The sequence below is a fragment of the Streptomyces sp. NPDC001401 genome, assembly GCF_042895385.1.
Taxonomy (GTDB): domain Bacteria; phylum Actinomycetota; class Actinomycetes; order Streptomycetales; family Streptomycetaceae; genus Streptomyces.
Genome location: NZ_JBIAWI010000016.1, coordinates 31,672 through 55,912 on the forward strand (window position 1 = coordinate 31,672; position 24,241 = coordinate 55,912).

Annotated in this window: 24 protein-coding genes; 14 read left to right on the top strand and 10 right to left on the bottom strand. The window is 70.1% G+C overall.

The genetic code is table 11. From position 1 onward, the window contains the following. Positions 1-43 precede the first annotated feature (43 nt). Genes ACFY10_RS39235 through ACFY10_RS39250 form a run of 4 tightly spaced genes read left to right on the top strand, consistent with a single transcriptional unit; the run spans position 44 to position 4,023 of the window. Entirely contained in the window at positions 44-874 is an 831-nt protein-coding gene (locus tag ACFY10_RS39235) for a zf-HC2 domain-containing protein (RefSeq protein ID WP_390670064.1), read from the top strand. Then, positions 871-1,734, top strand: a complete 864-nt coding sequence (locus tag ACFY10_RS39240) for an ABC transporter ATP-binding protein (RefSeq protein WP_390670065.1) — start codon at positions 871-873, stop codon at positions 1,732-1,734. Before ACFY10_RS39235 ends, ACFY10_RS39240 begins: the two co-directional genes overlap by 4 nt. Then, complete coding sequence (locus tag ACFY10_RS39245) at positions 1,731-3,338, top strand: ABC transporter permease (protein ID WP_390670066.1); 1,608 nt, start codon at positions 1,731-1,733, stop codon at positions 3,336-3,338. The genes ACFY10_RS39240 and ACFY10_RS39245 overlap by 4 nt, the downstream gene beginning before the upstream one ends. Beyond that, a complete protein-coding gene (locus ACFY10_RS39250) occupies positions 3,328-4,023 on the top strand; it encodes an ABC transporter (RefSeq protein WP_390670068.1) in 696 nt (231 codons plus the stop codon). The genes ACFY10_RS39245 and ACFY10_RS39250 overlap by 11 nt, the downstream gene beginning before the upstream one ends. A 51-nt stretch (positions 4,024-4,074) precedes the next feature. Here the strand turns inward: ACFY10_RS39250 and mshD are convergent, their stop codons facing one another. Continuing rightward, positions 4,075-5,001 carry a mycothiol synthase gene (mshD, locus tag ACFY10_RS39255; RefSeq protein WP_390670069.1) on the bottom strand — a complete coding sequence of 309 codons (927 nt, stop codon included), beginning with the start codon at positions 4,999-5,001 and terminating at the stop codon, positions 4,075-4,077. A 201-nt stretch (positions 5,002-5,202) separates the two neighbouring features. On the opposite strand from mshD, the gene ACFY10_RS39260 reads away from it, so the two are divergent. The 3 genes from ACFY10_RS39260 to ACFY10_RS39270 all read left to right on the top strand — a co-directional run bounded on the left by ACFY10_RS39260 (position 5,203) and on the right by ACFY10_RS39270 (position 8,782). After that, on the top strand, positions 5,203-6,378 hold the full coding sequence (locus ACFY10_RS39260; protein WP_390670070.1) for a DUF2993 domain-containing protein: 1,176 nt from the start codon (positions 5,203-5,205) through the stop codon (positions 6,376-6,378). A 393-nt stretch (positions 6,379-6,771) separates the two neighbouring features. Then, the gene (locus tag ACFY10_RS39265; RefSeq protein WP_390670071.1) at positions 6,772-6,894 is read left to right on the top strand and encodes a hypothetical protein; all 123 of its coding nucleotides are present in this window, start codon (positions 6,772-6,774) and stop codon (positions 6,892-6,894) included. A gap of 103 nt (positions 6,895-6,997) precedes the next feature. Further along, positions 6,998-8,782, top strand: coding sequence for an ABC transporter ATP-binding protein (locus ACFY10_RS39270; RefSeq protein WP_390670072.1), 1,785 nt, complete (start codon positions 6,998-7,000; stop codon positions 8,780-8,782). Between the two features lie 18 nt (positions 8,783-8,800). On the opposite strand, the gene ACFY10_RS39275 is transcribed toward ACFY10_RS39270, so the two are convergent. The 3 genes from ACFY10_RS39275 to ACFY10_RS39285 all read right to left on the bottom strand — a co-directional run bounded on the left by ACFY10_RS39275 (position 8,801) and on the right by ACFY10_RS39285 (position 12,483). Beyond that, a complete protein-coding gene (locus ACFY10_RS39275; RefSeq protein WP_390670073.1) occupies positions 8,801-9,448 on the bottom strand; it encodes a Uma2 family endonuclease in 648 nt (215 codons plus the stop codon). A gap of 159 nt (positions 9,449-9,607) precedes the next feature. Continuing rightward, positions 9,608-10,360 carry a PH domain-containing protein gene (locus tag ACFY10_RS39280; RefSeq protein WP_390670074.1) on the bottom strand — a complete coding sequence of 251 codons (753 nt, stop codon included), beginning with the start codon at positions 10,358-10,360 and terminating at the stop codon, positions 9,608-9,610. 83 nt (positions 10,361-10,443) lie between these two features. Continuing rightward, positions 10,444-12,483, bottom strand: coding sequence for a pectinesterase family protein (locus ACFY10_RS39285; protein ID WP_390670075.1), 2,040 nt, complete (start codon positions 12,481-12,483; stop codon positions 10,444-10,446). Between the two features lie 205 nt (positions 12,484-12,688). Here ACFY10_RS39285 and ACFY10_RS39290 point away from each other — a divergent pair, with 205 nt between their 5' ends. From ACFY10_RS39290 to ACFY10_RS39300, 3 genes are read left to right on the top strand one after another with little or no spacing between them, the layout of a single operon-like run. Beyond that, complete coding sequence (locus ACFY10_RS39290; RefSeq protein ID WP_390670076.1) at positions 12,689-13,900, top strand: hypothetical protein; 1,212 nt, start codon at positions 12,689-12,691, stop codon at positions 13,898-13,900. A 40-nt stretch (positions 13,901-13,940) separates the two neighbouring features. After that, entirely contained in the window at positions 13,941-14,600 is a 660-nt protein-coding gene (locus tag ACFY10_RS39295) for a hypothetical protein (protein WP_390670077.1), read from the top strand. Positions 14,601-14,617: 17 nt separating this feature from the next. Beyond that, the gene (locus ACFY10_RS39300; protein WP_390670078.1) at positions 14,618-14,884 is read left to right on the top strand and encodes a hypothetical protein; all 267 of its coding nucleotides are present in this window, start codon (positions 14,618-14,620) and stop codon (positions 14,882-14,884) included. 3 nt (positions 14,885-14,887) lie between these two features. Here ACFY10_RS39300 and ACFY10_RS39305 read toward each other — a convergent pair whose 3' ends face one another. The 6 genes from ACFY10_RS39305 to ACFY10_RS39330 form a co-directional block, all read right to left on the bottom strand. Further along, positions 14,888-16,318 (bottom strand): ATP-binding protein, encoded by a 1,431-nt coding sequence (locus ACFY10_RS39305; protein WP_390670079.1) that lies wholly within the window; start codon positions 16,316-16,318, stop codon positions 14,888-14,890. Further along, positions 16,315-17,052, bottom strand: a complete 738-nt coding sequence (locus ACFY10_RS39310) for a response regulator transcription factor (protein ID WP_390670080.1) — start codon at positions 17,050-17,052, stop codon at positions 16,315-16,317. The genes ACFY10_RS39305 and ACFY10_RS39310 overlap by 4 nt, the downstream gene beginning before the upstream one ends. 128 nt (positions 17,053-17,180) lie before the next feature. After that, the gene (locus tag ACFY10_RS39315; RefSeq protein ID WP_390670081.1) at positions 17,181-17,381 is read right to left on the bottom strand and encodes a hypothetical protein; all 201 of its coding nucleotides are present in this window, start codon (positions 17,379-17,381) and stop codon (positions 17,181-17,183) included. A 29-nt stretch (positions 17,382-17,410) separates the two neighbouring features. Beyond that, positions 17,411-18,484 carry a S1C family serine protease gene (locus tag ACFY10_RS39320; protein WP_390670082.1) on the bottom strand — a complete coding sequence of 358 codons (1,074 nt, stop codon included), beginning with the start codon at positions 18,482-18,484 and terminating at the stop codon, positions 17,411-17,413. Positions 18,485-18,606: 122 nt separating this feature from the next. Further along, a complete protein-coding gene (locus ACFY10_RS39325; protein ID WP_390670083.1) occupies positions 18,607-19,629 on the bottom strand; it encodes a LacI family DNA-binding transcriptional regulator in 1,023 nt (340 codons plus the stop codon). A 97-nt stretch (positions 19,630-19,726) separates the two neighbouring features. After that, on the bottom strand, positions 19,727-20,506 hold the full coding sequence (locus ACFY10_RS39330; RefSeq protein ID WP_390670084.1) for a winged-helix domain-containing protein: 780 nt from the start codon (positions 20,504-20,506) through the stop codon (positions 19,727-19,729). Between the two features lie 181 nt (positions 20,507-20,687). On the opposite strand from ACFY10_RS39330, the gene ACFY10_RS39335 reads away from it, so the two are divergent. The 4 genes from ACFY10_RS39335 (at position 20,688) to ACFY10_RS39350 (ending at position 24,057) form a co-directional block, all read left to right on the top strand. Next, positions 20,688-21,551: an alpha/beta hydrolase gene (locus ACFY10_RS39335; RefSeq protein WP_390670085.1), complete on the top strand. Its 864-nt coding sequence runs from the start codon at positions 20,688-20,690 to the stop codon at positions 21,549-21,551. Between the two features lie 68 nt (positions 21,552-21,619). Next, a complete protein-coding gene (locus tag ACFY10_RS39340) occupies positions 21,620-21,874 on the top strand; it encodes a MoaD/ThiS family protein (protein WP_390670086.1) in 255 nt (84 codons plus the stop codon). A gap of 2 nt (positions 21,875-21,876) precedes the next feature. Next, positions 21,877-23,088 (top strand): hypothetical protein, encoded by a 1,212-nt coding sequence (locus ACFY10_RS39345; protein WP_390670087.1) that lies wholly within the window; start codon positions 21,877-21,879, stop codon positions 23,086-23,088. Positions 23,089-23,304: 216 nt separating this feature from the next. Beyond that, positions 23,305-24,057: a DUF2993 domain-containing protein gene (locus ACFY10_RS39350; RefSeq protein WP_390670088.1), complete on the top strand. Its 753-nt coding sequence runs from the start codon at positions 23,305-23,307 to the stop codon at positions 24,055-24,057. Positions 24,058-24,241: the final 184 nt, after the last annotated feature.

Genomic DNA, 24,241 nt, shown 5'->3' on the forward strand with positions numbered 1-24,241 from the left:
ATCGGGGTCTGCGGGGCCACGAGCAGGTGCGGGAGGTGGCGGAATGACCTGGCATGTGGATGCGGAGGATCTACGGGCGTACGCCCAGGGCGAGCTGGCGCCGCCCGCGCTCTGGTCCGCCGACACGCACCTCGTCGCGTGCGCGCGGTGCCGGGGCGTCCTCGCCGAGGTCGGTGACCCGGCCGGGGTCGACGCCGGCTGGGAGCGGCTGGACGCGGAGCTCGACGCGCCCCGGCCCGGGCTGTTCGAGGGGCTGCTGATGCGGCTGGGGGTCGCCGACCACACCGCGCGGCTGCTCGCGGCCACGCCCGTGCTGCGCCGTTCCTGGCTGGGTGCGGTCGTCGCCGTGCTGCTGATGAGCGTCGCGGCGGCGCACGCGACCGCGGCGGCCGCCTCGCCCACCCTCTTCCTCGCCCTCGCGCCGCTGCTGCCGCTCGCCGGGGTCGCGCTGTCGTTCGGGCCCGCGCTGGACCCGACGTACGAGATGGCGGTGGTCGCGCCGATGCACGGGTTCAAGCTGCTGATGGTGCGGACGGTCGCGGTGCTCGCCGCCGTGCTCGGCCTCAGCGGCCTTGCGACCCTCGCGCTGCCCGGGTACGGGCTGGGCGCCCTCGCCTGGCTGCTGCCCGCGCTGGCCCTGACCTCGACCGGCCTGGTCCTTTCCGCCCGGCTCGGCCCGGTGCTCGCGCCGTCGCTGGTCGGCGGGGCCTGGGTGGCGCTGCTGCTGGCGGCCCACGCGTACGACGCAGCCGACACGCCCGTGCCGTTCACCGCGGCCGGCCAGGGGGTGGCGGCGGCGGTCGCCGCGCTCGCCGGTTGGCTGCTCTTCCTCGTACGTGACCGTTTCGACCGCTTCCAGGGGGATGCCGTATGACACCGACCGTTTCCGCCTCCGGGCTCAGCCTCCGCTTCGGCGGGACCCGTGCCCTCGACGACGTGTCGCTGCGGCTGACCTCGGGCGTCACGGGGCTGCTCGGGCCCAACGGGGCCGGGAAGACCACCCTGCTCAGGGTGCTGGCCACCGCCGTGCCCGCGGACCGGGGTGCCTTCACCGTGCTCGGGCAAGACCCGGCGACGGTGGCCGGCCGGCAGGAGGTGCGGCGCAGGCTCGGCTATCTGCCGCAGACGCCCGGCCTCCACCCGGACTTCACGGCCTTCGAGTTCGTCGACTACGTGGCGATCCTCAAGGAGCTGACGGACCGGGGCACCCGGCACCGGGAGGTGCGGCGCGTCCTGGACGAGGTCGACCTCGCCGATGTGCGCAGCAAGCGCATCAAGAAGCTGTCCGGCGGTATGCGCCAGCGGGTCGCGCTGGCCGCCGCGCTGGTCGGCGACCCGGGGTTCCTCGTCCTGGACGAGCCGACCGTCGGAGTCGACCCCGAACAGCGCATGCGCTTCAGGGAGTTGATCGCCCACGCGGGAGAGAGCCGCACGGTCCTCCTCTCCACCCACCAGACCGAGGACGTGGCGATGCTCTGCCACCGCGTGCTGGTGATGGCGGGCGGCCGTATCCGCTTCGACGGCACCCCGGCCGAGCTGACCGCACGGGCGGCCGGACGGGTGTGGAGCAGCACGGAACGCGACCCCGGCGCGAAGGCGGGCTGGCGCACCGGCACCGGCTCCTTCCGCAACGTCGGCAGCCCGCCCGCTGGCGCCGACCTGCTCGAACCCACCCTGGAGGACGGCTACTTGCTCACCCTGGACGACGCGGGCGCGGAGGTGGCGGCGGCATGAGCACGGTCATGGAGGCGACGGTCCCGCCCGTCGTACGCGGCGAACCGCGCCGCACCTGGGCGGCCGTGTTCGCCCTCGCCCGCTTCGAGGCGCGCGAACTGCTGCTGCAGATCCCGGTGGCGGCGACCCTGCTGTTCTACGTCGCCTACACCGGCTGGAGGCTGCTGTCCCCCCGGGACGGCATGGACGTCTACCCGGCGCTCCAGGACACCGACCGCGCGACCCAGACAGCGCCCCTGCTGCTCGGCATCGCCCTGTTCGTCTGCGTCAACCGGGCCGCGCTGCGCTCCCGGCGGCGCGGTACCGACCGCCAATTCGACGTGCTGGTCATGGAGCCGTGGCGGCGGACGGCCGGGCACGCCCTGTCCGTGGTGCCGTTCGGCGTGCTCACCGCGCTGGTCGTGCTGGCCCAGTTCACCTGGCAGGCGCTGCGGCCGGGTGCGGTGGGCCACGGGTCGGTGTCCGAGCTGGCCGTGGCTCCCCTGTATGTGCTGCTGTTCGGAGCCCTCGGCCTGCTGATCGCGCGGCTGATCCCGTCCGCGTTCGCCGCCCCGCTCGCGGTGATCGGGCTCTTCACCTCCCTGCTCTTCGTCTCCACGGGCACGGGAGGTGCGGAGTGGAGCCGCTGGCTGTCGCCGGTGGTGAGCGAGAACAGCACGTCGACCTTGCCGTCCGACTTGATCGGTCGGCCTGCGGGCTGGCATGCGCTGTATCTGGGCGGGCTGGTGCTGGTGGCGGCCTTGGCCGCGGTACTTGTCGCTCCGCGAGATGCCGTCGGTCGTCTGCAGGAGCATCGTGGCTGGTCGCGCCCCGCGGCGGAGCCGCATATCGATAGAGCCCCGCGCCCCTTTGGGGCGCTGGTGGGGCTCGGGGGTGCCCTGGTCCTGGCAGTGACCGGTGCGGTCGGGCAGTCCGGTGGGGTTTCGCCGGAACTGGCGGCGGCTCGGGAGCGGGCCTCGGTCAGCCCGGAGAAGGAGCAGTCGTGCGTTCGGCACGGTGCCTCGCAGTACTGCGCCTTTGACGAGTGGACCGGCCGTGCGGGTACCTGGGCCGGGGTCGTCGACCGGGTTCAGGCCCTCGCGGGCGGTACGGCCGCCGGCCGGCCCCTGCTCGTACGGCAGCGGATCGAGGCCCGCTACGGGCTCGACGGCGACGCGGCGATCGAGCCGTCCACCACAGCCGGCCAGGTGACCGTCGGCACGCGCTGGGGCGGCAACCGGGTTCCGGAGTTCGCGGTCGGCGTCGCCTCCGTGCTGGTCGGGGGCGACGAGAAGAAGGGCGGCGAACTGTGCGACGGCCGCGTGGTGACGGTGATGTGGCTGGCGCTGGGCCGCGATCCCGACCCGGTCGCCGATCTCAGGAACGTCCGCCTCGACGACAGCCTGAGCGGCCCGGCGATCGCGCTGGCGCCGACGAACCCGCTGTCGATGTCGGCCGGACAGACCGACGTCGTACGGGAGTTGCTCTCCAAGCCGCGCGCCGAGGTCACGTCCGCCGTCAAGTCCCACTGGGCGCAGCTGACGGCTCCCGGCGTGACGACGGCCGAGGTGGCGCGGGTGCTGGGGACCGAGGTGCCGAAGGGGGCGGACGAGTGTGGGAAGTGAGCGGAGCGTCGTCGTGCCGGTGAGCGGGGCTTTGGTGTCGGCGGTGGCGCGTACGGTGCCGTGGCGGGCGCTCGGGGCGGGCGCGGGCATGGGACTGCTGCTGGTCGCCCTGCCGCGGCTGTCCGACGGCCCGCCGAGTGCCTGGCTGGCGCTCACCCTGCTGCGGGCCGCCGCCCTCACCTTCGCACTGGGGCTGACGTTCGTGCTGGACGACCCGGCCCGGCACATCACCACACCCGTCACCACCCGGCGCTGGGTGCGCGCCGGTCTGCGGGTGCTGCTGGTCGCGCCGGTGGCCGTGCTGTGGTGGACGGCCGCACTGGCCCTCGTCCCGCACGGCGTACGTCCCCCGGTCGGCGCCGTCACCCTGGAGGCCGGCGCGATCGCCGCCCTGGCCCTGGCCGCCGCGGCGACGGCCGTACGCCTCACCGACGAGCCCGAGCCGGGCCCGTCCGTGGCCGCTGCCGTCCTGACCACGGCGACCCTGGGTGTCCTGCTGATCCCCGCCCGCTGGACCCTGACCGCCGCGCTCGGCGATCCCCGCTGGGAGGCCGCGCACGAGCGGTGGGGGGTGCTGCTGGCGGTCGGGGTGGTGGCTTGGGGAGTCTGCCTGCCGGAGCCGGTACGACGGCGGGCGCTGCGCTTCGGACGCCGGTCAGGCACTTTCAGCCCGTCCGGCGTCTGAGGACGAGGCCGTTCAGGCCGACGGGGGTCCGGGGGCGCTGCCCCCAGGGGGTCACGTTTCCGTGCGGTACATAAGATCCGTCTCGTACGTGGTGAAGCCAAGGCGCTCGTACACCGACACCGCCGCCTTGTTGTCCCCGTCCACGTACAGCATCGCGGTCGGCAGCCCCTGCGCCTCCAGATGGCGCAGCCCGATCGTCGTGAGGGCCTTGCCCAGCCCCCCGCCCTGCGCACCCGGCCGTACGCCGAGGACGTACACCTCGCCCAGCCGCTCCGCCGCGTGCACCTTCGTCCAGTGGAAGCCGATGAGTTCGTCCCCGCGGAAGGCGAGGAAGAAGCCCGCGGGGTCGAACCACGGCTCGGCCTTGCGGTCGTCGAGGTCGCGCTGGGTTAGGGAGCCCTGCTCGGGGTGGTGGGCGAAGGCGGCGGCGTTCACCGCGAGCCAGGCCGCATCGTCCTGGCCGGAGACGAAGGTACGGACGGTCACGTCCAGCGGCAGCACCGGCTCCGGAAGGTTCAGGCCCGTCAACGGCCGCCGCATCTGCCGCAGTTCGCGGAAGAGCGTGAGCCCCAGCACCTGGGCGAGATGCCGCGCCGCGGAGTGCCCGCCGTGCGCCCACACCCGCAGCCGCTTGCCGGAGGCGGCGAGCAGCGCCGAGCCGAGCGCCCGCCCGTGCCCGTGCCCGCGGTGCGCCGGGTGGACGACCAGCTCGGCGGCCGGCGCCTCCACCGGGTCGGTGTCCTCCAACTGCGCGTAACCCACGAGTTCGTCGTCGACGCTGAGCAGCAGATGGGACACGCCCTCGCGCGCCCCGCCGCGCAGTTGCAGACGCCCCTGCTCGGAGACCGCCTGCTGGCCGTCGTCCTCGGCGGCCTCGGCGAGCAGCGAGAGCACGGCCTCGGTCTGCTCCGGGGAGAGCACGGAGTAGGTCTCGATGGAGCGGGTCCGGCCGGGCCGGGCGGTGTCGTCGCTGGTCATGCGTACGAGGGTAAGCGGAGGGGGCTGCAATGTGAGGGGTGAGGAACGGGGCAAAGTGACCGTATCGCCGCTTCGGCCGCGTCCGCCTGGTGACCGGCCCGATTTCACCGCCGGCAGCTGGCCGGATCACGATCGTGAGCTAGATCGCATACCCGAAGAAGAGGTTGCGGGTGGGGGGCGTTCGCATGGTCGGATGGCTCGATGCGTGCCCCCCACCACATTACGACGCATTCTGGTACAAACATAAACGACTTTGTTGCGAGTGTCTTTGTCGCAAGCGAGGACGAGGAGGAAGACGAGCCCTGGGCCCCGCCCAACCACCGCCGCGGCGGCCGCCGCCGTAGGAGAAGCCGCTTCGCCGGCCTCCCGCTCGCGCTGAAGATGGTGGCGGGCGTCGTCGTCCTCACCTCCTTCCTGACCCTCGCCGACCGCTGGGCGCTGCTGTACGCCGAGCGCCGGGCGGCCGACACGCTCAAGGACCGGATGCACCTGAGCGCGGCGCCCGAAGTGGACATCGACGGCTTCCCTTTCCTCACCCAACTCGCCGACGGACGGCTGAAGTCGGTGAAGGTGACCGTGCCGGACGTCGCGGCCTCCCGGGTCACGCTGGCCAGGGTGACGGCGACCGCGCACGACGTACGGCTGAACGCCCCCGACGGACCGACTTCCGTACGAGGTGCGGGGATTCCCCGGCTCGACGGCGACGTACTGCTCTCCTTCGACGACCTGAACCGCGAACTCGGCGCGTCCCAGGTGACGTTCACGGGACGCGGCCACGACCGGGTGCTGGCGCGCGGCACGCTCCCGGTGGCCGGACACGACCTCCGGCTGCGAGCCGACGCGCGCATCGGCCGGGACGGCGACCACGGCATCGCCACACAGATCGGCGGAATGCGGCTGGACCTCGGGGACCTGGCGACCTACCGGCCCGGCACCCGCGCCTCCGAGGGCCTGCACCTCACCCGCGACTCCGCTGCACGCCTCACGCACGAGACGAACAAGGTGAAGGCGATGTTCGCGGTTCCGGCGGTGGTACGGCGGCTCGGCGTACCCGACTGGGCCGTACGCGCGGCCCTGCGTTCCGACTCCGAACTGGCGCGCGTGACCGGCACACCGCGCTTCATTCACCAGGCCATGCGCCTCAACCTGATCGACCTGGCCCTGGACCACCCCGAGCTGCTCAAGCGCCTCGGCTTCGACCCGGCCCTCCTGGACGCCCTGCCCCGGCTCACCCGCCCGGTCCTGGCCGACCGCCTGTCCCTGGGTTTCCGCCTGCCCACGCCGCACCGCGGTGAGCTTCGGCTGCGGGACGTGCGGGTGGAGAAGGACGGGATCAGGGTGCGGATCGAGGGGGCGGGGCTGGCCGTCGGTCGTTAAAACCTGTGTAAGTACGGGTTCGGTTCCGGGGTCTGTCTGAGAATTTATTTTCAGAGGCAACTCACATCGCTTCTTATTGAGGTCTAAGGCGAAAAGGCTTTTTTGGCTGCGGAAAGGCCGTAGTGTTTTCCATGTCGAAAGCGAACGACGCGAACGGCAGCCAATAAAGCGAAAGCTGAGGAGAACACGATGAGCTTCCACAAGATCGCCCCGGTCAAGAAGCACCACAAGCCGGCCCCGGCCCCCAAGAAGAAGGCCCCGAAGAAGCCTGCTCCGCGGCGCAAGCCCATTGCTCACAAGCACTGACGAAGAATTCACTCACCTAAATCACAGGCAATTGCAGCAGATCGGTAGAAGGACTGTTGCAGAACTGCAGCGGAGAGGGACACAGACATGAGCTTCCACAAGATTGCCCCGGTCAGGAAGAACGACTGCAAGAAGGGCGCACCGGCCCCCAAGAAGAAGGCCCCGAAGAAGCCCGCCCCGAAGCGCCGCCCCGTCGGCCACCAGGGCTGAGGCATCCCGCGAGGCGGGGTCACCGGTCAGTGCGAGCGTGCGCGCTCGCGCCGGTGGCCCCGCCTCGGCCATGTCCAGCGCAACCTGAAGGGAGTTGTCGACCATGAGAGAGGTCCGCGAGGCCTTCCGCCGTTTCTGGCCGCTGACCCGCGGCGACCGCAGGTGGCTCGCGGCGATCGTCGCGTGCGTGGTGGTGTCCGCGCTCGCGGAGACCGCCTCGATCCTGCTGTTTGCGCAGTTGACCGACAACGCCCTGAAGGCCGGCTCGCTCTCCGCCTTCTGGGGCCCGGCCGCCGCCTGGCTGGCCGTCGCCGCGCTCGGCGCGCTGGTCGGCTACCTCGGCAACTCGCTGGCCACCTGGACTGCCGAGAGATTCGTACTCAGACTGCGGGCGAAGGTCTTCCGGCACGTCCAGGACCTGCCGCCGCACTTCTTCCAGAAGCACCGCCAGGGTGACCTGGTCGAACGCCTCACCGGTGACGTCGAGGCCATCGAGCAGATGGTGGTGTCGGGTGTCGTCGGCACGGTGTCGGCCGCCTTCTCGGCGGTCTTCTACTCCTGTGCCGCCCTCTACCTGCGCTGGGACCTGGCCCTGGCCACCTTCGTCCTCGCGCCCCTGTTCCTGCTCGCCGCCCGCCGCTTCTCCGGCCGTATCAGGACCGCCTCGCAGGACGAGCGGGTCGCCGACGGCGCGATCACCTCGGTGGTCGAGGAGTCGCTGGGCAACGTGGTGCTGACCCAGGCGTACAACCGCCGCGCCGACGAGGAGAAGCGGCTCGATGTCGAGGCGCGTGCCTGGATGCGGGCGAGCGTGCGCGGTGCCCGGCTCAGCGAGATGTACGAGCAGTTCGTCGAGGTCGTCGAGACGCTGTGTGTGCTGGCGGTCATCGGCCTGGGCGTCTGGGAGATCTCGGCCGACCGCATGACCCTGGGCCAACTCCTCGCCTTCGCCGCCTTCATCGGCTACCTCTACCCGCCGGTCCGCAACCTCGGCCAGCTCGGGCTCACCCTCACCGCCGCCACGGCGGGAGCCCAGCGCCTGAACGAGATCCTGGACACCCGGCCCGCGGTCACCGACCCCGCCTCACCGGTCGCCGAGTGGCCCGTGCGCGGCTGGCTCGGCCTGCACAACGTGTCCTTCCGCTACCCGGAGTCCCGCCGCGCCTCCCTGCGCGACGTGTCCTTCATCGCGGGCCCCGGCGAACTCGTGATCGTCACCGGCCCGAGCGGCGCCGGCAAGTCGACCCTGTCGAAACTCCTGACCCGCTTCTACGACCCGGCCCAGGGCACGATCACCCTGGACGGCGTCCCGCTCACCGACGTACGGCTGGAGTTCCTGCGCGAGAACGTGGCGCTGCTGCCCCAGGAAACCCTGATCCTGAACGGCACCATCCGCGAGAACATCGCGTGCGGGCGGCCGGGCGCGAGCGTCGAGGAGATCGAGCAGGCGGCCAGGGAAGCGGCGGCCCACAACTTCATCACCGCCCTGCCCGAGGGATACGACACCCACATCGCGCCCGGCACGGCCGCCCTCTCCGGCGGCCAGCTGCAGCGCGTCGCGATCGCCCGAGCGATGCTGCGCTCCGCGCCGGTCCTCGTCCTGGACGAGCCGACGGCCGGCCTGGACGCGGTGGCCGCCCGGCAGGTCGTGGCACCGCTGCGCAAGCTGATGGCGGGCCGTACGACGATCATGATCACGCACGATCTGAGCCTCGCGCCGGACGCGGACAGGATCCTGGTCGTCGACCGGGGCCGGCTGGTGGAAACGGGCACCCACGAGGAACTCCTCGCCCGCTCGGGCGCCTACGCGCGGCTCGCCGAGCCGCTCCCGGACGCGGTGGCCGACGTACCGCCGGCGCACGACGAGACGATGATCCTCAGGTGGTAGGCCTGGCCGCCGCCCGGTTCACCCCCGCTTGGGGCCGGTGATCGCCTCGCCGATCACGAAGCCCTTGGCGGGGCCTTCGGGGATGGTGACCTCGGTGCCGTAGGGGACGCGGTGGATGTCTTCCCAGTCGGCCTTGTCAGGGCGAGGACCCGTGAAGACCGTGACGGCGCCCGCACCGTCGTAGTCGTCGATGATCACGTACACGGGGATGCCGGCGCGTGCGTACTCACGGCGCTTGCGGATACGGTCGCGGTCCTGGTTGCGCTTGCCCGGGGAGACGACTTCGACGATGAGCTGCACGGAGTCGGCCCTGACCCCCATGTCGTCCTCGTCGCTGCACGGTTCCGTGTCCTCCGGGGCGACGAAGGCGTCCGGGATCCACGCCTTGCGTTTGTGGATCACGTTCCCGTCCTGGTAGCAGGCGTACTCCCCTTCGTCCAGGAACTTGTCCAGTGCCCTTCGCACGCTATTGGCGATCAGCATGTGCGAACGGCGCCCGGTGGGCGACACCTCGATGGCTCCCTCGATGATCTCAGCGCGGTAGCCCTCAGGGAGTTCCATGGCCTTCCAGGCCTGCCACAGGACCTCGTCCAGGTCGGGTCCGTTCAAGGATTCAGCGGGAGCGTGGGACATGGTCTCGGGCCTCTCATGTGCGAGAGCGGTCAAGGTGGCGCCTCCTCCTCAAGGCTGGGCTGGGTGTGCCTGCGGCACAAGCAACGCGATCACCGTAACTACGGCGATGGGGATGACCTTGGGCGTTGTCGTGGGATCACTCGATCCGGCGATCGGAAGGCGAACGGCCGGACCGGCAGCCTGGGCACCCTGCTACGGCTGCTGTGCGAGGGAGCCCGGAGGGCGGCTGGTCCAGTACCGGTCGAGTACGGCGCCCAGGACGGCGAAGGAGGCCAGCGGCACGCAGACGAGCAGCAGGAACGGGTGGTCCGGCCCGCCGTTGACGATCTCCCAGAAGTCGACCACGAACATGGCGACAAGCACCGCGATCGCACCGTAGACGGCCCACCTCCACGCCTTGCGCCGAGCCGCCCCCCGCAGGATCAGCGCCTCGACCTGGAGACGCGGCTCCCAGGCCAGACTGCGGTAAGGGGCTGCCGACAGGCACAGCTCCGAGACCTCGGCGTACGGGTCGGCCAGCTGCCAGTCGTCGAGATGCCAGAGCAGGCGCCGGCGGCCCTCGAAGTCGTAGAGATAGGTGAGCCACTGGGGGCCACCCTGCGGGCCCCAACCGCGCGGGGCGCGCTCGACCCGGATGTCGTACACCTCGCCCCAGGTCCAGGAGCGCGACCGCAGGCGCCCCTGGACGGTGATGCCCGCGGTCGTGACGCGGGTGTGCGCCCGCAGTTGTTCCAGGGCGACCCGGACGAAGGTCGTCGCCACGAGCAGCCCGAACGCCAACGGCGGCCAGCCGGGCGGTCCGTCGCCATGGGTGTACGGATCGCTGAAGCGGCCGGCCTGGAAGAAGGCGTTCGCGCCGAGCAGCCCCAACAGACCGAGTTGCTGCAACGGCGGCTTGCGCCGTCTTCGGTACACCCGGTCGATCCCGCCCGTGTCCCCGCCCATATGCCCTCCCCGGCATCCGTGTCCGAGGTGATCGTAGGGCGGGGAGCTGTGCGCGTCAGGACGGGGTCGGCGTCAGGAAGGCATCAGGAGGCGGAAGGCGTCCAGCCGCCCAGCCAGTCCGCGACCTCCTGGTTCGCGGCCTGGGCGTCGGTCAGCTGCGGCCGGTCGCTGCTCGCCGCGCCCGACCCCGCTCCGGTGTTCTTGTACTCGGCGAACCGGTCGTCCTTCCAGGAGAAGCCGCTCATGTCGGTCCAGGGTGTGGTCTTGATCGCGGCGCTGAGGGAGGTGTTCCGGACGGTGGTCTGCGGATCGAGGGTGGCGTCACCACCGGCGTGCCAGGGCCGCCCGAGATAGAAGGACCGGTTCGAAACATCCCCGCTCACCGTGGAGTTGGCGATCAGGATGCCCTTGCGGTTGGCGGCGGTGGACGGGGCTGTGACAAAACCGGCCGACGTCCCGTCGTACCGCTTCTTCAGTGTGATGACCGACTTGTCGATCACGGCCGTGGCCCGCCCGAAGACGAAGTCGACGTTGCCGATGACGTACGAGTTGGACATGTAGACGCGGCCGAGCTTGTCCTTGGCGGCCGTGTCGACCAGCAACGTGTCCTGATCGCCGCTCACGATGACCCCGTCGAGGAACACCTTGTCGGAGCCGGTGCGCAGGGCGACGGCCTGCTGGGCGATGTCCGTGTGGGCGGCCTCGTCGAAGTCGTTGGAGATGGTCAGGTTGCGGGCCTGGAAGTCGTCGGCGTCGACGGCGACGGTGGCGCTGCCGCCGGTGCCGTACGTCCCCGACCCGTCCGGCTTCTGCGTCCCCGCGGCGTTGTTGTAGACGATCACCGTGTCCTTACGGCTGCCGCCCGTGCCCTGGATGGTGACGTGCGGCTTGTTGGCCGGGACCTTGACCAGCTCGCGATACGTCCCCGGCTTGACCGCGATCACCACCCGGGAGGCGTTGTTCGCGGGTACGGCGTTCACGGCGGCCTGGACCGTCCTGTACTGGCCGCTGCCGTCCTGCGCGACGGTGAGGGTGGTGGCGGCAGCGTTCGTGTCCGTGGTCGTGGCGGTCGTACCGATGGAACTGCGTGGCCCGGCACCGGACTTGAGGAGTGCGGGCACGTCGGCGGCCTTGTCGAGCGTGTAGTCGTAGTAACTCTTCGGGTCCCAGGAAGCGCCCGAACCACCGCTCTCGTTACGGCCGCTGGTGCCGGAGAAGGCATTGCCGCGCTGGACGAGAGTGGCCGTACTGTCCCTGATCACGGGGTTGTTGATGCCCTGGAAGTAGGAGTTCTCCAGCAGCATGTTGGTTTTGCCGCGCGAGTAGTTGCCGTAGAAGGACTTGATGTCCGTCCCGGCCACGTCCTCCAGGAAGTTGTTGTAGAGGTGCGCGTGGGCGACGTTGTCGGTCGACGGGTTGCGCTGCTCGGTCTCGCGGATCCAGTTGTGGTGGACCGTGATGTCCGCGGTGACGTTGGTGGTCCAGCCGATGCCGAAGGCCTTGTTGTCCTGGCTGAGTCTGTTCCAGGAGATGGTCAGGTAGCTGGTGTCCTTGCGGCTGTCGATGAGCCCGTCGGCCATGTGCCGGATGTCGTTGTGGTCGATCCAGACATGATGGGCCCCGTCCATCTGGATGCCGTCGAAGTCGTGGTCCTTGTCGTTCCAGGTGCCCTGGTACGTGTCCCGGATGGTGAGGTTCCGGATGATCACGTTGTGGACGCCCTGGCCGAGGAAGAAACCACCGCCGACGATCTGCCCGGCCGTTCCCGACCCGACGATGGTCTTGTTGCTCTGGACCTTGATCTCTTTTCCGACGGGATCGATGTTGATGGCCGCGGCGACGACGATGACGTACGGGTCGGTGGACGTGGCGTACTTCTCGAGGTCGGCGGCGGTCCTCACGGTGACCAGCTGTCCGTCCCTCCCTCCGTAAGTGCCGTTCTGGCCAAGGGCGTTGACCGAGGCGAAGCCGTCGGCGGTGGTGGTGGCCCAGGAGGGGAGGGTGGCGGCGGAGGCCTTGGGCTGGGCGCCGGGGAGCAGGCCGTAGCCGACGGCTCCGGTGGCCGCGAGGACGAGCGGGACGGCGATGGCGAGGGCGGTTCGGCGTCGGCGGTGCTGAGCCATGGGGGAATCCGTTCCGTGCGGGGGGACAGGGACCGGTGATGGGTCGTCACCCCGGGCGGGAAGGTTGCCGCGTGAGCCCGTACAGACGCCGCCGCGCCCAATCTTTGCTAATGAACATGCCAACGGCCCGCCAAATCCGCCCCTACCGCATGTAGGGTCCCCCCGCAGCGCCGGACACTGACATGACGTCAACAGGGGAGTGGCCGTGACAGGCTTCCGCACGCCCGCGCAGAGCGACTTTCACGCATACGCAGACCTCACGAAGAAGCAGGGCGACCATCTGGTCAGGCTCGCGCAGTGGAGCGGCCACGAGTGTGCGCAGGTCGACGGCCTGGACGGGCTGCTTGTTCTGGCGCGCGAGTTCGTCCCGGACATCTCGACCTTCTTCAGCGACAAGCTCGCCCAGTGCCAGCGGGGCATGGGCGTCATCGACGACAAGATCCAGCGCACGAGCGCCGCCTACACCCACGTCGACCAGAACACCGCGACGGAACTGCGCAACATATACCCGCAGTCCTCCTTCTCCTTCCCGGACATTTCGACACTCCCCGGCGCCTCCAGCCTCGGCAACTTCACCGACGAGGACGTCGACCTCAAGAAACTGGACAGCGCCGACGACACCACGTCGAAGAGCATCCACACCGCGCTCCTGGTGGCCCGGAACAGCACCGACCTCAAGGCCGCGGAGCACGCCTTCCAGTGGTGCACCGGCCAGAGCCTGGTCGAGTTGATGCTGAAGCCCCTCTTCGGCGAGTACGGCCGGCTGAGTTATCTGGGCGACGCCTACGACGAGTTGGGCGACGCGGCGTACACGGTGGCCGGAACGCTGCGCAAGGGGTCCTGGAAGCTCGGCGGCGAATGGTCCGGGGAGGCCGCCACCAACTTCGACTCGTACCTGTTCCGCTGGACCATGGGCATCGGCGGCGTCGGTGACGCGGCCAAGCTCGCGGCGAAGGCGTTCAAGGACGGCTACCACGTCGTCGTCGGACTCGTCTGGGAGGCGCTCAGCGAGATCGGGAAGCTGATGGAGGACGGGATCAGGAAACTGGCCGAGCAGTTCGCGGAGATGATGGCCGGCGACGCCGCCATCGAAGTGGTCGGCCTCGGGCCCGAAGACCCGGTCGCGGACGTCGTCGCGGGCATCTGGACCGCCGACAGGATCTACGAGATGTACAAGACCGTCAGGCTCATCATCAACGTGATCGGCATCATCCAGACGATCTTCGAGAAGATCTCCGACGCGGTGGACGGCATCAAGAAGGCCGTTCATGCGGCCATGGAGTTCCTGGATTCGCCGCCCCCGACCATCGGCAGTCTCATCGACGACGTGGAGCAGCGCGGCTTCGAGTTCGAGAAGGGCGGCGGCTGGTCCCCGACCATGGGTGCGTCCCGCATCGCCCTGCTCCCCGCGGCCTGAACGACCAGAAGCACCCGTGCCGACGCCCGTAAGGAATCCAATGAACCAGCAGCTCCAGTCCCTCCAGGAGTTCACGGTCTCGGCCGACTACGGCCGCACGCACACCACCTGGGAGGTGCGGGCAGCCGGGCAGCGCACGCCGGTGGTCCTGATGCACAAGGATTCCCCGCATCACTCCCTGCCCGAATACCGGGTGTACGCCGCGGAACGCCCCGACGAGGTCCTGGGCTTCGTCCTCTCGACGGGGATGGCGTTCGCGGCCGACCGCAGCCGGATCGGTGAGGTGCGCACCCGGCCGTGGGACCGGCTGGACCATGGATGGGCCCTGGTACAGCACGACCTCGGCGAACTGACCGGGAAGTGGAAGGGCCTGAACACCCGGTTGCGCCGCGCCCCGGTCATCGAGAACTTCCTGGGCCACGAGAGCCTCGACGCCCTCCTCTCCGCAAAAGTGCAGTTCTCCGGACCCCAGTCCGAGGGCTTCGACTTCGCCCGGCGCGCGGGCATCAGGGCGGAATACGAAGTCACGGTCCGTACCCCTCGAGTGGACCGGTTGCTGATCCTGGCCTGGGTCGTGCACTTCAACGAGCACTACGCCGTGGATCCGCGCAAGACCGCGGTCGACCTGACCACCAACCCGTTCCGCGACTTGGGTGCAGCACGCCGGGCCAAGAAGCGCAGGCAGACCGGGCAGAACTGAGCGGAAGGAACCGGAGAATGACCATGCCTTCTTACGACGCCCACGGTCCTGGGCGCGGCGAGGACGACCCCGCCGCACAGCGACGCGCAGCCCAACTCGACGAGCTCGGCGAGGAGTTGGTGGCAGGGCAGACCTGGCGGCAGAAGGAGATCGCGGACCGGATCTACCAGGAGCTGAAGGCCGGCGCCCACGTCGATGACATCAAGCCCCTCATCTCCCAGCTGCGCCGCACCACCATTGAGGACGCCCGCGACCGGAGCACGGACAGGCGCGGCCGACGGTAAGGACTACGGCCCCTCCGGCGGCGGCATCGGCGCCCCCGGCAGCCGTACCGTCGCCACCGTGCCGCCGCCGTCCGCGCGGGTCAGGGTGACGTCGCCGCCCGCCTGCTCCACGGTCCGCGCGACTATCGACAGACCCAGGCCCGAGCCCGGCAGCGCCCGTGCGCTCGGCGAGCGCCAGAAGCGGTCGAAGACGTGGGGGAGTTCCTCGGCGGGGATGCCGGGGCCGTGGTCGCGGACGGTCAGGATGCCGCTGCCGAGCTCCACCTCGATCGTGCCGCCCTCGGGGCTGAACTTCACCGCGTTGTCCAGGATGTTGACGAAAGCACGCTCCAGCGCGGACGGCTCCGCCCGTACGTACCAGGGCTGCAGGTCCGCCGTGATCGTCAGCTCCGGTCCGCGCAGCCGTGCCCGGCGCAGCGCCGCTTCCACCGTGTCCTCCAACGAGATCACCTGGACGCGCTCGCCCCGCTGCCCCTCCGACCGCGACAGCTCCTGCAAGTCGCCGATCAGCGCGGCCAGTTCGGTCATCTGCGCTTTCACGGAGGCGAGGAGCGCCTTGCGGTCCTCCGGCGGGATCGGGCGGCCGGTTTCCTCGCTGCGGGTGAGGAGTTCGATGTTCGTGCGGAGGGAGGTGAGGGGGGTGCGGAGTTCGTGCCCGGCGTCCGCGATGAGCTGCTGCTGCAGCTCCCGGGAGCTGGCCAGGGACGACGTCATCGAGTTGAAGGACCGGGAGAGCCGGGCCACCTCGTCTTCGGCGTCCTCCTCCACCGGGATGCGGATGCTCAAGTCCTCGGTGCGGGCGACGTGTTCGACGGCTTCTGTGAGCTTGTCGACGGGGCGGAGGCCCGCGCGGGCGACTGCGAGGCCCGCGGCTCCGGCGCCGATGACTCCGACGCCTGAGACGAGGAGGAGGATCAGGGCCAGTTCGTTGAGTGTGGACTGCGTGCCCTTGAGGGGGACCGCGAGTTGCAGGGCGACCCCCTGAGAGTCGCTCTGGTCCACGCCCAGGTACAGGGTCAGCACACGTACAGCGTTGCCGTCTTCGTCGGTGCCGTTACGGTAGATGCCGCCGCTCTTCGCGGCCTTGATCACGTTCTTGTCGGAGCTGGTGACGTTGACCGTTCCCGGGGAGTTCGGGTCGACGCAAGGCGCGCCCTTCTCCTTGATCGCCTGGACATAGTCGTTCCGGCCGGGCCAGTTCTGGGGGTTCTCCTGCGGGGTCTGCGTGCACCTCTGCAGGAGCGCGTTGACCGTGCCGGGCCTCCGCGCCATTTGGTCCAGGTCGTCGTTGACCTGCTCGTACAGCTTCCCCTGCACAATGAACCAACACGTGACCGAAACCGCCGCCACCCCGAACGCCACCGCCGCAGCCACCAACATCGCCAGCCGTGAGCGAATCGGCAGCGTGCGGAAGCGGCGCAGAAACCTCTTCACTCCGCGCCACCCTGCCGCAGCACATACCCCACACCCCGCACCGTGTGCACAAGCCGCGGCTCCCCACCCGCCTCCGTCTTCCGGCGCAGGTACATGACGTACACGTCCAGGGAGTTGGAGCTCGGCTCGAAGTCGAAGCCCCACACCGCCTTCAGGATCTGCTCACGCGTGAGCACCTGGCGCGGGTGTGCCATGAACATCTCCAGGAGGGTGAACTCCGTACGGGTCAGCTCCACCGGGCGCCCGCCCCGCGTCACCTCCCGCGTCGCCAGATCCATCCGCAGGTCCGCGAAGGTCAGCGCCTCGTCGTCCTGGGCCGTACCGGCGATGGCGGCCGCCGCGTACGAGCTGCGCCGCAGCAGGGCGCGGACGCGGGCGAAGAGTTCGTCCAGCTCGAAGGGCTTGACCAGGTAGTCGTCGGCGCCCGCGTCGAGGCCCGTCACGCGGTCGCCGACCGTGTCCCGTGCCGTCAGCATCAGGATCGGCGTCGTCGTGCCCGCACCCCGCATACGACGGGCCGCGGTCAGGCCGTCCATGCGCGGCATCTGGATGTCGAGGACGACCAGGTCGGGCTGGTAGGCCGTCGCCTTCTCCAGGGCGTCGGCACCGTCGAACGCGACCTCCGTGTCGTAGCCCTCGAAGGCGAGGCTGCGCTGGAGTGCTTCGCGCACGGCCGGCTCGTCGTCGACGATCAGGATGCGCTGCGGGTCACGGTCGCCATCGGCGGGACTCATGGGCTTCGGGTTCCTCGGTGCGGTGGGACGGGCAAGGGGCTGAACCTGCGGAATGTGCAGAAGGTGCTGAACGCCTTCAGCCTCGCATGTTTCCCTGCGGGCGGGTAAAGAGTGAAGGGCCGGTGCGATCAGCCGCGCATCGCCGTGAGCCGCTTCAGCGGCACCTTGCGGCGGTGCGGGCGGGCGGCAGTGGTGTGCAGGCCCATCAGCTGCGGGGCCACCTCAGGGGCCCGCGTCGTCGGCGCGTGCAGTTCGTACGCCACATCGAGGGCCAGGGCGAGGCCGGCCGGGTCGGTGCCGGCGCCGGTGTGGGAAACCTGCTTGATCATGACGTACTCCCTGCTCGTGAAGGGGGGATTCAGCTGTCGGAGCCGCCGGACCGGAGGCTGGCCAGGTCGGACTTGACGGTGTTGATCGGGATGGCGAAGCCGAGGCCGACACTGCCGGCGTCCGACGAGCCCGAGGACGAGGACGAACTGGCCGAGTACATCGCGGAGTTGATGCCGATGATGTTGCCGGCGGCATCGATCAGCGCGCCGCCGGAGTTGCCCGGGTTGAGGGACGCGTCGGTCTGGATCGCCTTGTACGTCGTCGTCGACGAACCGGTGTCGCCGTTGAACTGCTGCCCGCCGAAGGAGAACGGCCACTGGCCGTTGCCGCCGCCCTGGCCGCCCTGCTGACCCTGGTCCTGGCTCTCGTCCGTCGAGACGGTCACGTCACGGTTGAGGGCGGAGACGATGCCGCTGGTGACGGTGCCGCTCAGGCCCTCGGGGGAGCCGATCGCCACGACCGTGTCGCCGACCTGCACGCCGGAGGAGTTGCCGAGGGTCGCCGCCTTCAGCCCGGACGCGCCCTCCAGCTTGATCAGGGCGAGGTCCTTCTTGCTGTCGGTGCCGACCACCTTCGCGGTGTACGACTTCCCGCTGCTGGTCGTCACCTTGATCGACGAGGCGCCGGAGATGACGTGGTTGTTGGTGACGATCTCGCCATTGCTGGTGATGATCACGCCGGAGCCGGTCGACGAACCGTTGCTCAGGGTGGCGCTGATCTCGACCACGCTCGGGCTGACGGCTGCGGCGATGGTGGCGACGTCGCCCTTCTTGCTGGACGGCACCACATTGGTGCTGGTGCTGCTGGTGGCGGCGGTGTCGTTGCCGGTCAGCTCCTGGAAGGCGTACGCGGTGCCGCCGCCGATGGCCGCGGCGACGATCGCCACGGCGGCCAGCAGGGCGAAGGGACCCCGGGCCCGCTTCTTCGGCGCCGGAGCGGCAGCCGCGGGCTCGACCGTGACCGGCGGCACGGGCGGCTGCACCGGCGGGGGCGGCCACTCGGGGTTCACAGGGGAGGAGGCGTGCTGCTGGGCGCCCTGGTACGGGTTCGCATAGCTGTCAAAGCTCTCGTACTCGCCGCTGCGGCGGAAGCTCTCGGTCATGACACTGAGCTTGAACCGCGACCATGAGAGCTTCCTGAGTGCTGGCTGAGAAGCCCGGCAGAACCTCGTTTGCCCGATATAAAGAGGCTTCTCGCAGCTCGGCGGGGTCGCTCAGGCAACCTTCATACGCAACCGCACGACGTCCGTGCGACCAGCCGCGACGGAAACGTCTTCAACCGCTCCCGCCGAGCGCCGGCGACCCGCAGCCCGTCGTCGAGTACGAGGTCCACGGCCGCCCGGGCCATCGCGGACCGGTCCGAGGCGATCGTGGTCAGCGGCGGGTCGGTCAGGGCCGCTTCCTTGATGTCGTCGAACCCGGCCACCGCCAGCTCCCCCGGCACATCGATCCGCAGCTCGCGCGCAGCCCGCAGCAGGCCGATCGCCTGGTCGTCGGTGGAGCAGAAGATCGCGGGCGGACGCTGCGGCCCGGAGAGGAGCTCCAGAGCTATGCGGTACGCGTCGTAGCGGTTGTACGGCGCCTCGAAGAGCCGCCCCTCCGTGGAGATCCCGGCCTCGTCCATCGCGCGCCGCCAGCCCTCGACGTGGTCGGAGACCGGGTCGCCGACCGCCGGGGTCTCGGCGGTGCCGCCCATACAGGCGACGTACTCGTAGCCGTGCTCGATCAGGTGGCGTACGGCGAGCTCGGCGCCGCCCAGGTCGTCGGTGACGACGGCGACGTCGTCGATGGCCTCGGGCCGCTCGTGCAGCAGGACCACCCGGGCGTCCCAGGCCTCGATCTCCGCGGCGGCCTGGTCGTTGAGCGCGTGGCTGACGAGGATGAGCCCCGAGACCCGCATCCCGAGGAAGGCGCGCAGGTAGTGGACCTCGCGCTCGCTGACGTAGTCGGTGTTGCCGACGAGCACCATTTTTCCGCGCTCGGAGGCGGCCTGCTCGACCGCGTGCGCCATCTCCCCGAAGAAGGGCTGGCGCGCGTCCGGGATGATCAGGCCTATGAGGTCCGTACGGCGGGACGCCATCGCCTGGGCGACCCGGTCCGGTCGATACCCCAGCTCCTTGATGGCGGCGAGGACACGCTCGCGCGTGGCCGGGGCGACCGGCCGGGGTCCGTTGTTGATGACGTAACTGACGACGGCGGTCGAAGTCCCCGCCAGCCGCGCCACATCATCCCGAGTCACCTTGGCCACGCGCGGAGTCTACGCGGATATACCGGCCCTGGGCAGGGCGAGAAGGAGCTTGCCTCCCCGCCCCCTGTGCGGAAGCAATGCCCTGCCACGGGGCCCGCTATGCCTCCGCCGTCACCTCGGCGGCATCCAGGGCGGCGGTCTCGTCCGCATCCTCCGGCTTTGCCCGGTCTGCCTTGGCCTTGGCTTCGTCGGTGACCCGATCGGCCTTCTCGGGGGTAACGAATCGATAACCGACGTTCCGGACGGTCCCGATCAAGGACTCGTGCTCGGGGCCGAGCTTGGCGCGCAGGCGTCGTACGTGGACGTCGACCGTGCGGGTGCCGCCGAAGTAGTCGTAGCCCCAGACCTCCTGCAGCAGCTGCGCACGCGTGAAGACGCGGCCCGGGTGCTGTGCGAGGTACTTGAGGAGCTCGAATTCCTTGAAGGTGAGGTCGAGGACCCGCCCCTTGAGCTTCGCGGAGTACGTCGCCTCGTCGACCGACAGGTCGCCGTTGCGGATCTCCATGGGGGAGTCGTCGTTGACGATCTGCTGCCGGCCCATGGCCAGCCGCAGTCGCGCCTCGACCTCCGCCGGACCGGCGGTGTCGAGGAGCACGTCGTCGATGCCCCAGTCGGCGGTGACGGCCGCGAGGCCGCCCTCGGTGACGACGAGGACGAGTGGACAGCCGGGGCCCGTGGAGCGCAGCAGCTGGCAGAGGCTGCGGACCTGGGGCAGGTCACGGCGCCCGTCGACGAGGATGACGTCGGCACCGGGGGTGTCGACGAGGGCGGGGCCCTCCGCCGGAGCCACTCGCACGTTGTGCAGGAGCAGGCCGAGGGCGGGGAGCACCTCCGTCGACGGCTGGAGGGCGTTGGTCAGGAGCAGCAGAGAACTCATATGTCTGGTTCCTCCTCGGTCCCTGCGAGGACGTGGTGCGGTGCGGCACTGCTCTGCGTTCCCGGGGCCCCGTATACCTGCGGTCACCTTGAGTTTCCCGCTTCGTATACAACGCTTCCGAAAGCACAAAAGGACCCGGGGGCTACGCTGCCCGAGTCCTCTGCCCAGCAGAATAGCCCACATGAGCACTGGTCCGGCAGGTCATGTGGCGCGATCCACCGTTCGTCCGAATCTTGAGACGGGCAGACGGGGGCCTTTCCGTACGTTTCTGCGCACGGACGACGGGGTTGCGATCGATTCCGTATACGAGCCGGGTGCGGTCGTATACGACACCTCGACGCCACCTTCCGTTGTCCCCGTATTCGTCGTCGCCCACGGGTTCACGGGCGATGTGGACCGGCCGCATGTTCGGCGGGTGGCGGAGGCGTTCGCGCAGTACGGGGCCGTGGTCACGTTCTCCTTCCGCGGCCATGGCGCCTCCGGTGGCTACTCGACCGTCGGCGACCGGGAGGTCCTCGACCTGGCGGCCGCGGTGGAGTGGGCGCGGGGGCTCGGGCACGCGCGCGTGGTGACCGTCGGCTTCTCGATGGGCGGTTCCGTGGTGCTGCGCCACGCGGCGCTGTACGGACAGGGGCGCGAGGGGCGCACGGAAGCGGCGACGGACGCCGTCGTTTCGGTGAGTGCACCCGCCCGCTGGTACTACCGGGGCACCGCCCCTATGCGGAAGCTCCACTGGCTGGTAACGCGGCCCGAGGGCCGGCTGGTGGGCCGCTACGGATTCCGTACCCGGATCCACCACCGGGAGTGGGACCCGGTGCCGCTGTCTCCCGTGGAGGCCGTACCGCGGATCGCCCCCACGCCGCTGCTGATCGTGCACGGCGACCGGGACGGCTACTTCCCGCTCGACCACCCGCGCATGCTGGCCGATGCCGCCGGTGACCAAGGCGAACTCTGGCTGGAGCCCGGCATGGGCCACGCGGAACACGCGGCCACCGACGACCTGCTGGCCCGTATCGGAGACTGGGGCGCCGCGCAGGCGGGCTAGCCTGACGGTGTACACCGCCGATCCACCACTCCCACTGCCCCCACTACTCCCACTATTCGAGGAACCGGATGTCAAAGGTCACGGTGCGCTACTGGGCGGCCGCGAAGGCCGCGGCCGGGATCGCCGAGGAGCCGTACGACGCGGCCACCCTCGCCGAGGCGCTCGACGCCGTGCGCGCGCGACACCCCGGAGAACTCACGCGCGTCCTGCAGCGATGCTCGTTCCTCATCGACGGTGACCCCGTGGGCACCCGCGGGCATGAGACGGTACGGCTGGCCGACGGCGGCACGGTCGAGGTGCTCCCGCCGTTCGCAGGAGGGTGACGATGACCAACCAGCCGTACGAGGGCTCGTACGACGGGTACGACCCGTATCAGCAGCAGCACCAGCAGCAGGCGTGGCCCGGCGAGCAGGGGCAGCAGGGCTATCAGGGCTATCAGGGGTACGACGACCCGCAAGCAGCCCAGGCTCAGCAGTACCAGCAGCATCAGCAGTACACGCAGCAGTGGCAGGGGCAGACCTGGGAGGCACAGGCGCAGGTGCCGATGTCGGCCGCGGAGACGGCGTACCTGTCGCAGCAGGGGTACGCCGAACCCGGCGCTGCAGCTCCTGCAGCTGAGCCCGGGTACGACGCACCCGGCGCTGCAGGCCTTGCCCACCCGTCCCGCCTGGGGGTCCCCCCAGGCCCTTCAGGCACTGGGGGAGGGACGACTGCCCAAGGCGGTGCGGGCCCTGAGACCGAGGCCGACTACGGCCCCGCCACCGTCGCCGGCAACCCCCGCATCACGGACGCCCAGCGGGCCCGCCTGGAGGGTCGTTCCCCGATCATCGAGCCGGGCATGCAGCCGGCCGGGCTCACGGCGCTGCTGGGCCTGCTCCTGTCCGGCGCGGCGGCGATCGGCTCGTACGCGCTCGTCGTCCCGCTGGTCGCCCTGCAGGCGGTCACCGCGGCGGGCTGGTTCCGGCTGAACGGCATGTGGCCCGCCCGGCAGGGCATCGCGCTGGCGTTCCTGGGCGCGCTGGCCGCGGACGTTGCGCTGCTCGTAGCGGGCCGGGAGAACGCCCCTGCGGCGATCCTGGGCACCCTCGGCGTCTGGGTCCTGCTCTCCCTGGTTCTCCAGCTGCGCTCGCACGCGGACCCGGACGAGCGGATGTACGGCCTGATGGCGAGCGTCGCCTCGGCGGCGCTGGCCATCGTCGCGGCCGGATACCTGGCGGCCGAGCCGGACGCGGTGACCGTCGGCGCGGCCGCGGTGGCGGTGACCGTTCTTGCCCGCGCCCTGCCCCTGCCCACCCCGGCGTCGATCGTGGTCTCGCTGCTCGCCGCGGCGGGAGCGGGCATCGCGGTCGGCGGAATGACCGGCTTCGGCGCAAAGGGTGCACTGCTCGGCGCGGGCGCGGCGGCCTGCGCCCTGATCGGCCACCGGGTGGCGAGCTACGACTACCCGTCGAGGTTCGTGCACTTCACGGCGGGCGTCGCCCTGCCTCTGACGGCGGCGGCACCGGTGGTGTTCGTGCTGGGGCGGGCGCTGGCGTGATTTTCAGCCCGTCCGGCGTTTGAGGACGAGGCCGTTCAGGCCGAAGCGGGGGTCTGGGGGCGGCAGCCCCCAGGGCACGGCCGCACCACCTCCGGCAACCCCTGTCACAGGTGATCGACAATTCCCCGGTCAAAGCCACCGCAGGGTTACGCTCGCGCTGGGCGGCCACCCGGTCGTCGTAACCGTCGTCGACCGGCCAGGTGGGGGAAACACCGTATGCGCGCCCTGCGAATACTTCTGATTGTCGTCGTGATCCTGGGCGGCCTCTTCGTGATCGCGGACCGCGTCGCGGTCTACTTCGCCGAGAACGAGGCGGCGGACAAGGTGAAGACCACCGAGAACCTGGCCGCCACCCCGGACGTGTCCATCAAGGGCTTCCCCTTCCTCACCCAAGTCGCCTCCGGCGAGCTGGACGACGTCCAGATCGGCATCAAGGACTACGAGGCCGACACGGGTACCGGCACCGGTACCAGCGGCAAGGGCGGCCCGAAGACGATCCGTATCGACGACCTGAAGGCCGACATGAAGGGCGTCGAGTTCTCCGGCGACTACAGCTCCGCCACCGCGGCCACCGCGACGGGCAGCGCCACCATCGCCTACGACGAGCTGCTCAAGGCGGCCAAGTCCCAGCCGACGGACCTGTTCCCCGGCGTCAAGGCCCAGGTCGTCGGCCTCTCCGACGGCGGCAACGGCAAGATCAAGGTCGACATCAAGGTCACGGCCGCCGGCGCCTCACAGACGTACCCGGTGCTCAGCACCGTCACCGTCGACGGCGACACCGTGAAGGTGCACGCGGACAACCTGCCCAAGCTGGTCGTCGATCTCGCCGACTCCCGCATCCGGTCGATCACCGATTTCCAGCAGACCATCGACCAGCTCCCGGGCGGCGTGAAGCTGGACAGTGTGCAGGCTGCGCAGAACGGTGTTGAGATCACGGTGAAGGGTTCGAACGTCAAGCTCGCGGGGTAGTACGGCGTTCGGCGTTCGATGGAACGACGGAGTCCGAAAGGTGAGACGACATCGTCCGCACCGCAGCTGTGACGACGGATGCAAGTGCCCGGAAGCCGTGCGAGCACGGCACGGGCACTGATCGTTTCCCACATCCCGGACGATCGCGTCTCAAGATACGACACGCCGGTGACACGTCAGGCTG

Bases quoted from the DNA above. Each gene is read 5' to 3' on its own strand.
- ACFY10_RS39270 (WP_390670072.1), top strand. From the start codon at position 6,998: ATGAGAGAGGTCCGCGAGGCCTTCCGCCGTTTCTGGCCGCTGACCCGC.
- ACFY10_RS39335 (WP_390670085.1), top strand. From the start codon at position 20,688: ATGAGCACTGGTCCGGCAGGTCATGTGGCGCGATCCACCGTTCGTCCG.
- ACFY10_RS39330 (WP_390670084.1), bottom strand. From the start codon at position 20,506: ATGAGTTCTCTGCTGCTCCTGACCAACGCCCTCCAGCCGTCGACGGAG.
- ACFY10_RS39295 (WP_390670077.1), top strand. From the start codon at position 13,941: ATGAACCAGCAGCTCCAGTCCCTCCAGGAGTTCACGGTCTCGGCCGAC.
- mshD (WP_390670069.1), bottom strand. From the start codon at position 5,001: ATGACCAGCGACGACACCGCCCGGCCCGGCCGGACCCGCTCCATCGAG.
- ACFY10_RS39315 (WP_390670081.1), bottom strand. From the start codon at position 17,381: ATGATCAAGCAGGTTTCCCACACCGGCGCCGGCACCGACCCGGCCGGC.
- ACFY10_RS39310 (WP_390670080.1), bottom strand. From the start codon at position 17,052: ATGAGTCCCGCCGATGGCGACCGTGACCCGCAGCGCATCCTGATCGTC.
- ACFY10_RS39285 (WP_390670075.1), bottom strand. From the start codon at position 12,483: ATGGCTCAGCACCGCCGACGCCGAACCGCCCTCGCCATCGCCGTCCCG.
- ACFY10_RS39235 (WP_390670064.1), top strand. From the start codon at position 44: ATGACCTGGCATGTGGATGCGGAGGATCTACGGGCGTACGCCCAGGGC.
- ACFY10_RS39245 (WP_390670066.1), top strand. From the start codon at position 1,731: ATGAGCACGGTCATGGAGGCGACGGTCCCGCCCGTCGTACGCGGCGAA.
- ACFY10_RS39240 (WP_390670065.1), top strand. From the start codon at position 871: ATGACACCGACCGTTTCCGCCTCCGGGCTCAGCCTCCGCTTCGGCGGG.
- ACFY10_RS39340 (WP_390670086.1), top strand. From the start codon at position 21,620: ATGTCAAAGGTCACGGTGCGCTACTGGGCGGCCGCGAAGGCCGCGGCC.
- ACFY10_RS39350 (WP_390670088.1), top strand. From the start codon at position 23,305: ATGCGCGCCCTGCGAATACTTCTGATTGTCGTCGTGATCCTGGGCGGC.
- ACFY10_RS39260 (WP_390670070.1), top strand. From the start codon at position 5,203: ATGCGTGCCCCCCACCACATTACGACGCATTCTGGTACAAACATAAAC.
- ACFY10_RS39300 (WP_390670078.1), top strand. From the start codon at position 14,618: ATGACCATGCCTTCTTACGACGCCCACGGTCCTGGGCGCGGCGAGGAC.
- ACFY10_RS39265 (WP_390670071.1), top strand. From the start codon at position 6,772: ATGAGCTTCCACAAGATTGCCCCGGTCAGGAAGAACGACTGCAAGAAG.
- ACFY10_RS39320 (WP_390670082.1), bottom strand. From the start codon at position 18,484: ATGACCGAGAGCTTCCGCCGCAGCGGCGAGTACGAGAGCTTTGACAGC.
- ACFY10_RS39280 (WP_390670074.1), bottom strand. From the start codon at position 10,360: ATGGGCGGGGACACGGGCGGGATCGACCGGGTGTACCGAAGACGGCGC.
- ACFY10_RS39345 (WP_390670087.1), top strand. From the start codon at position 21,877: ATGACCAACCAGCCGTACGAGGGCTCGTACGACGGGTACGACCCGTAT.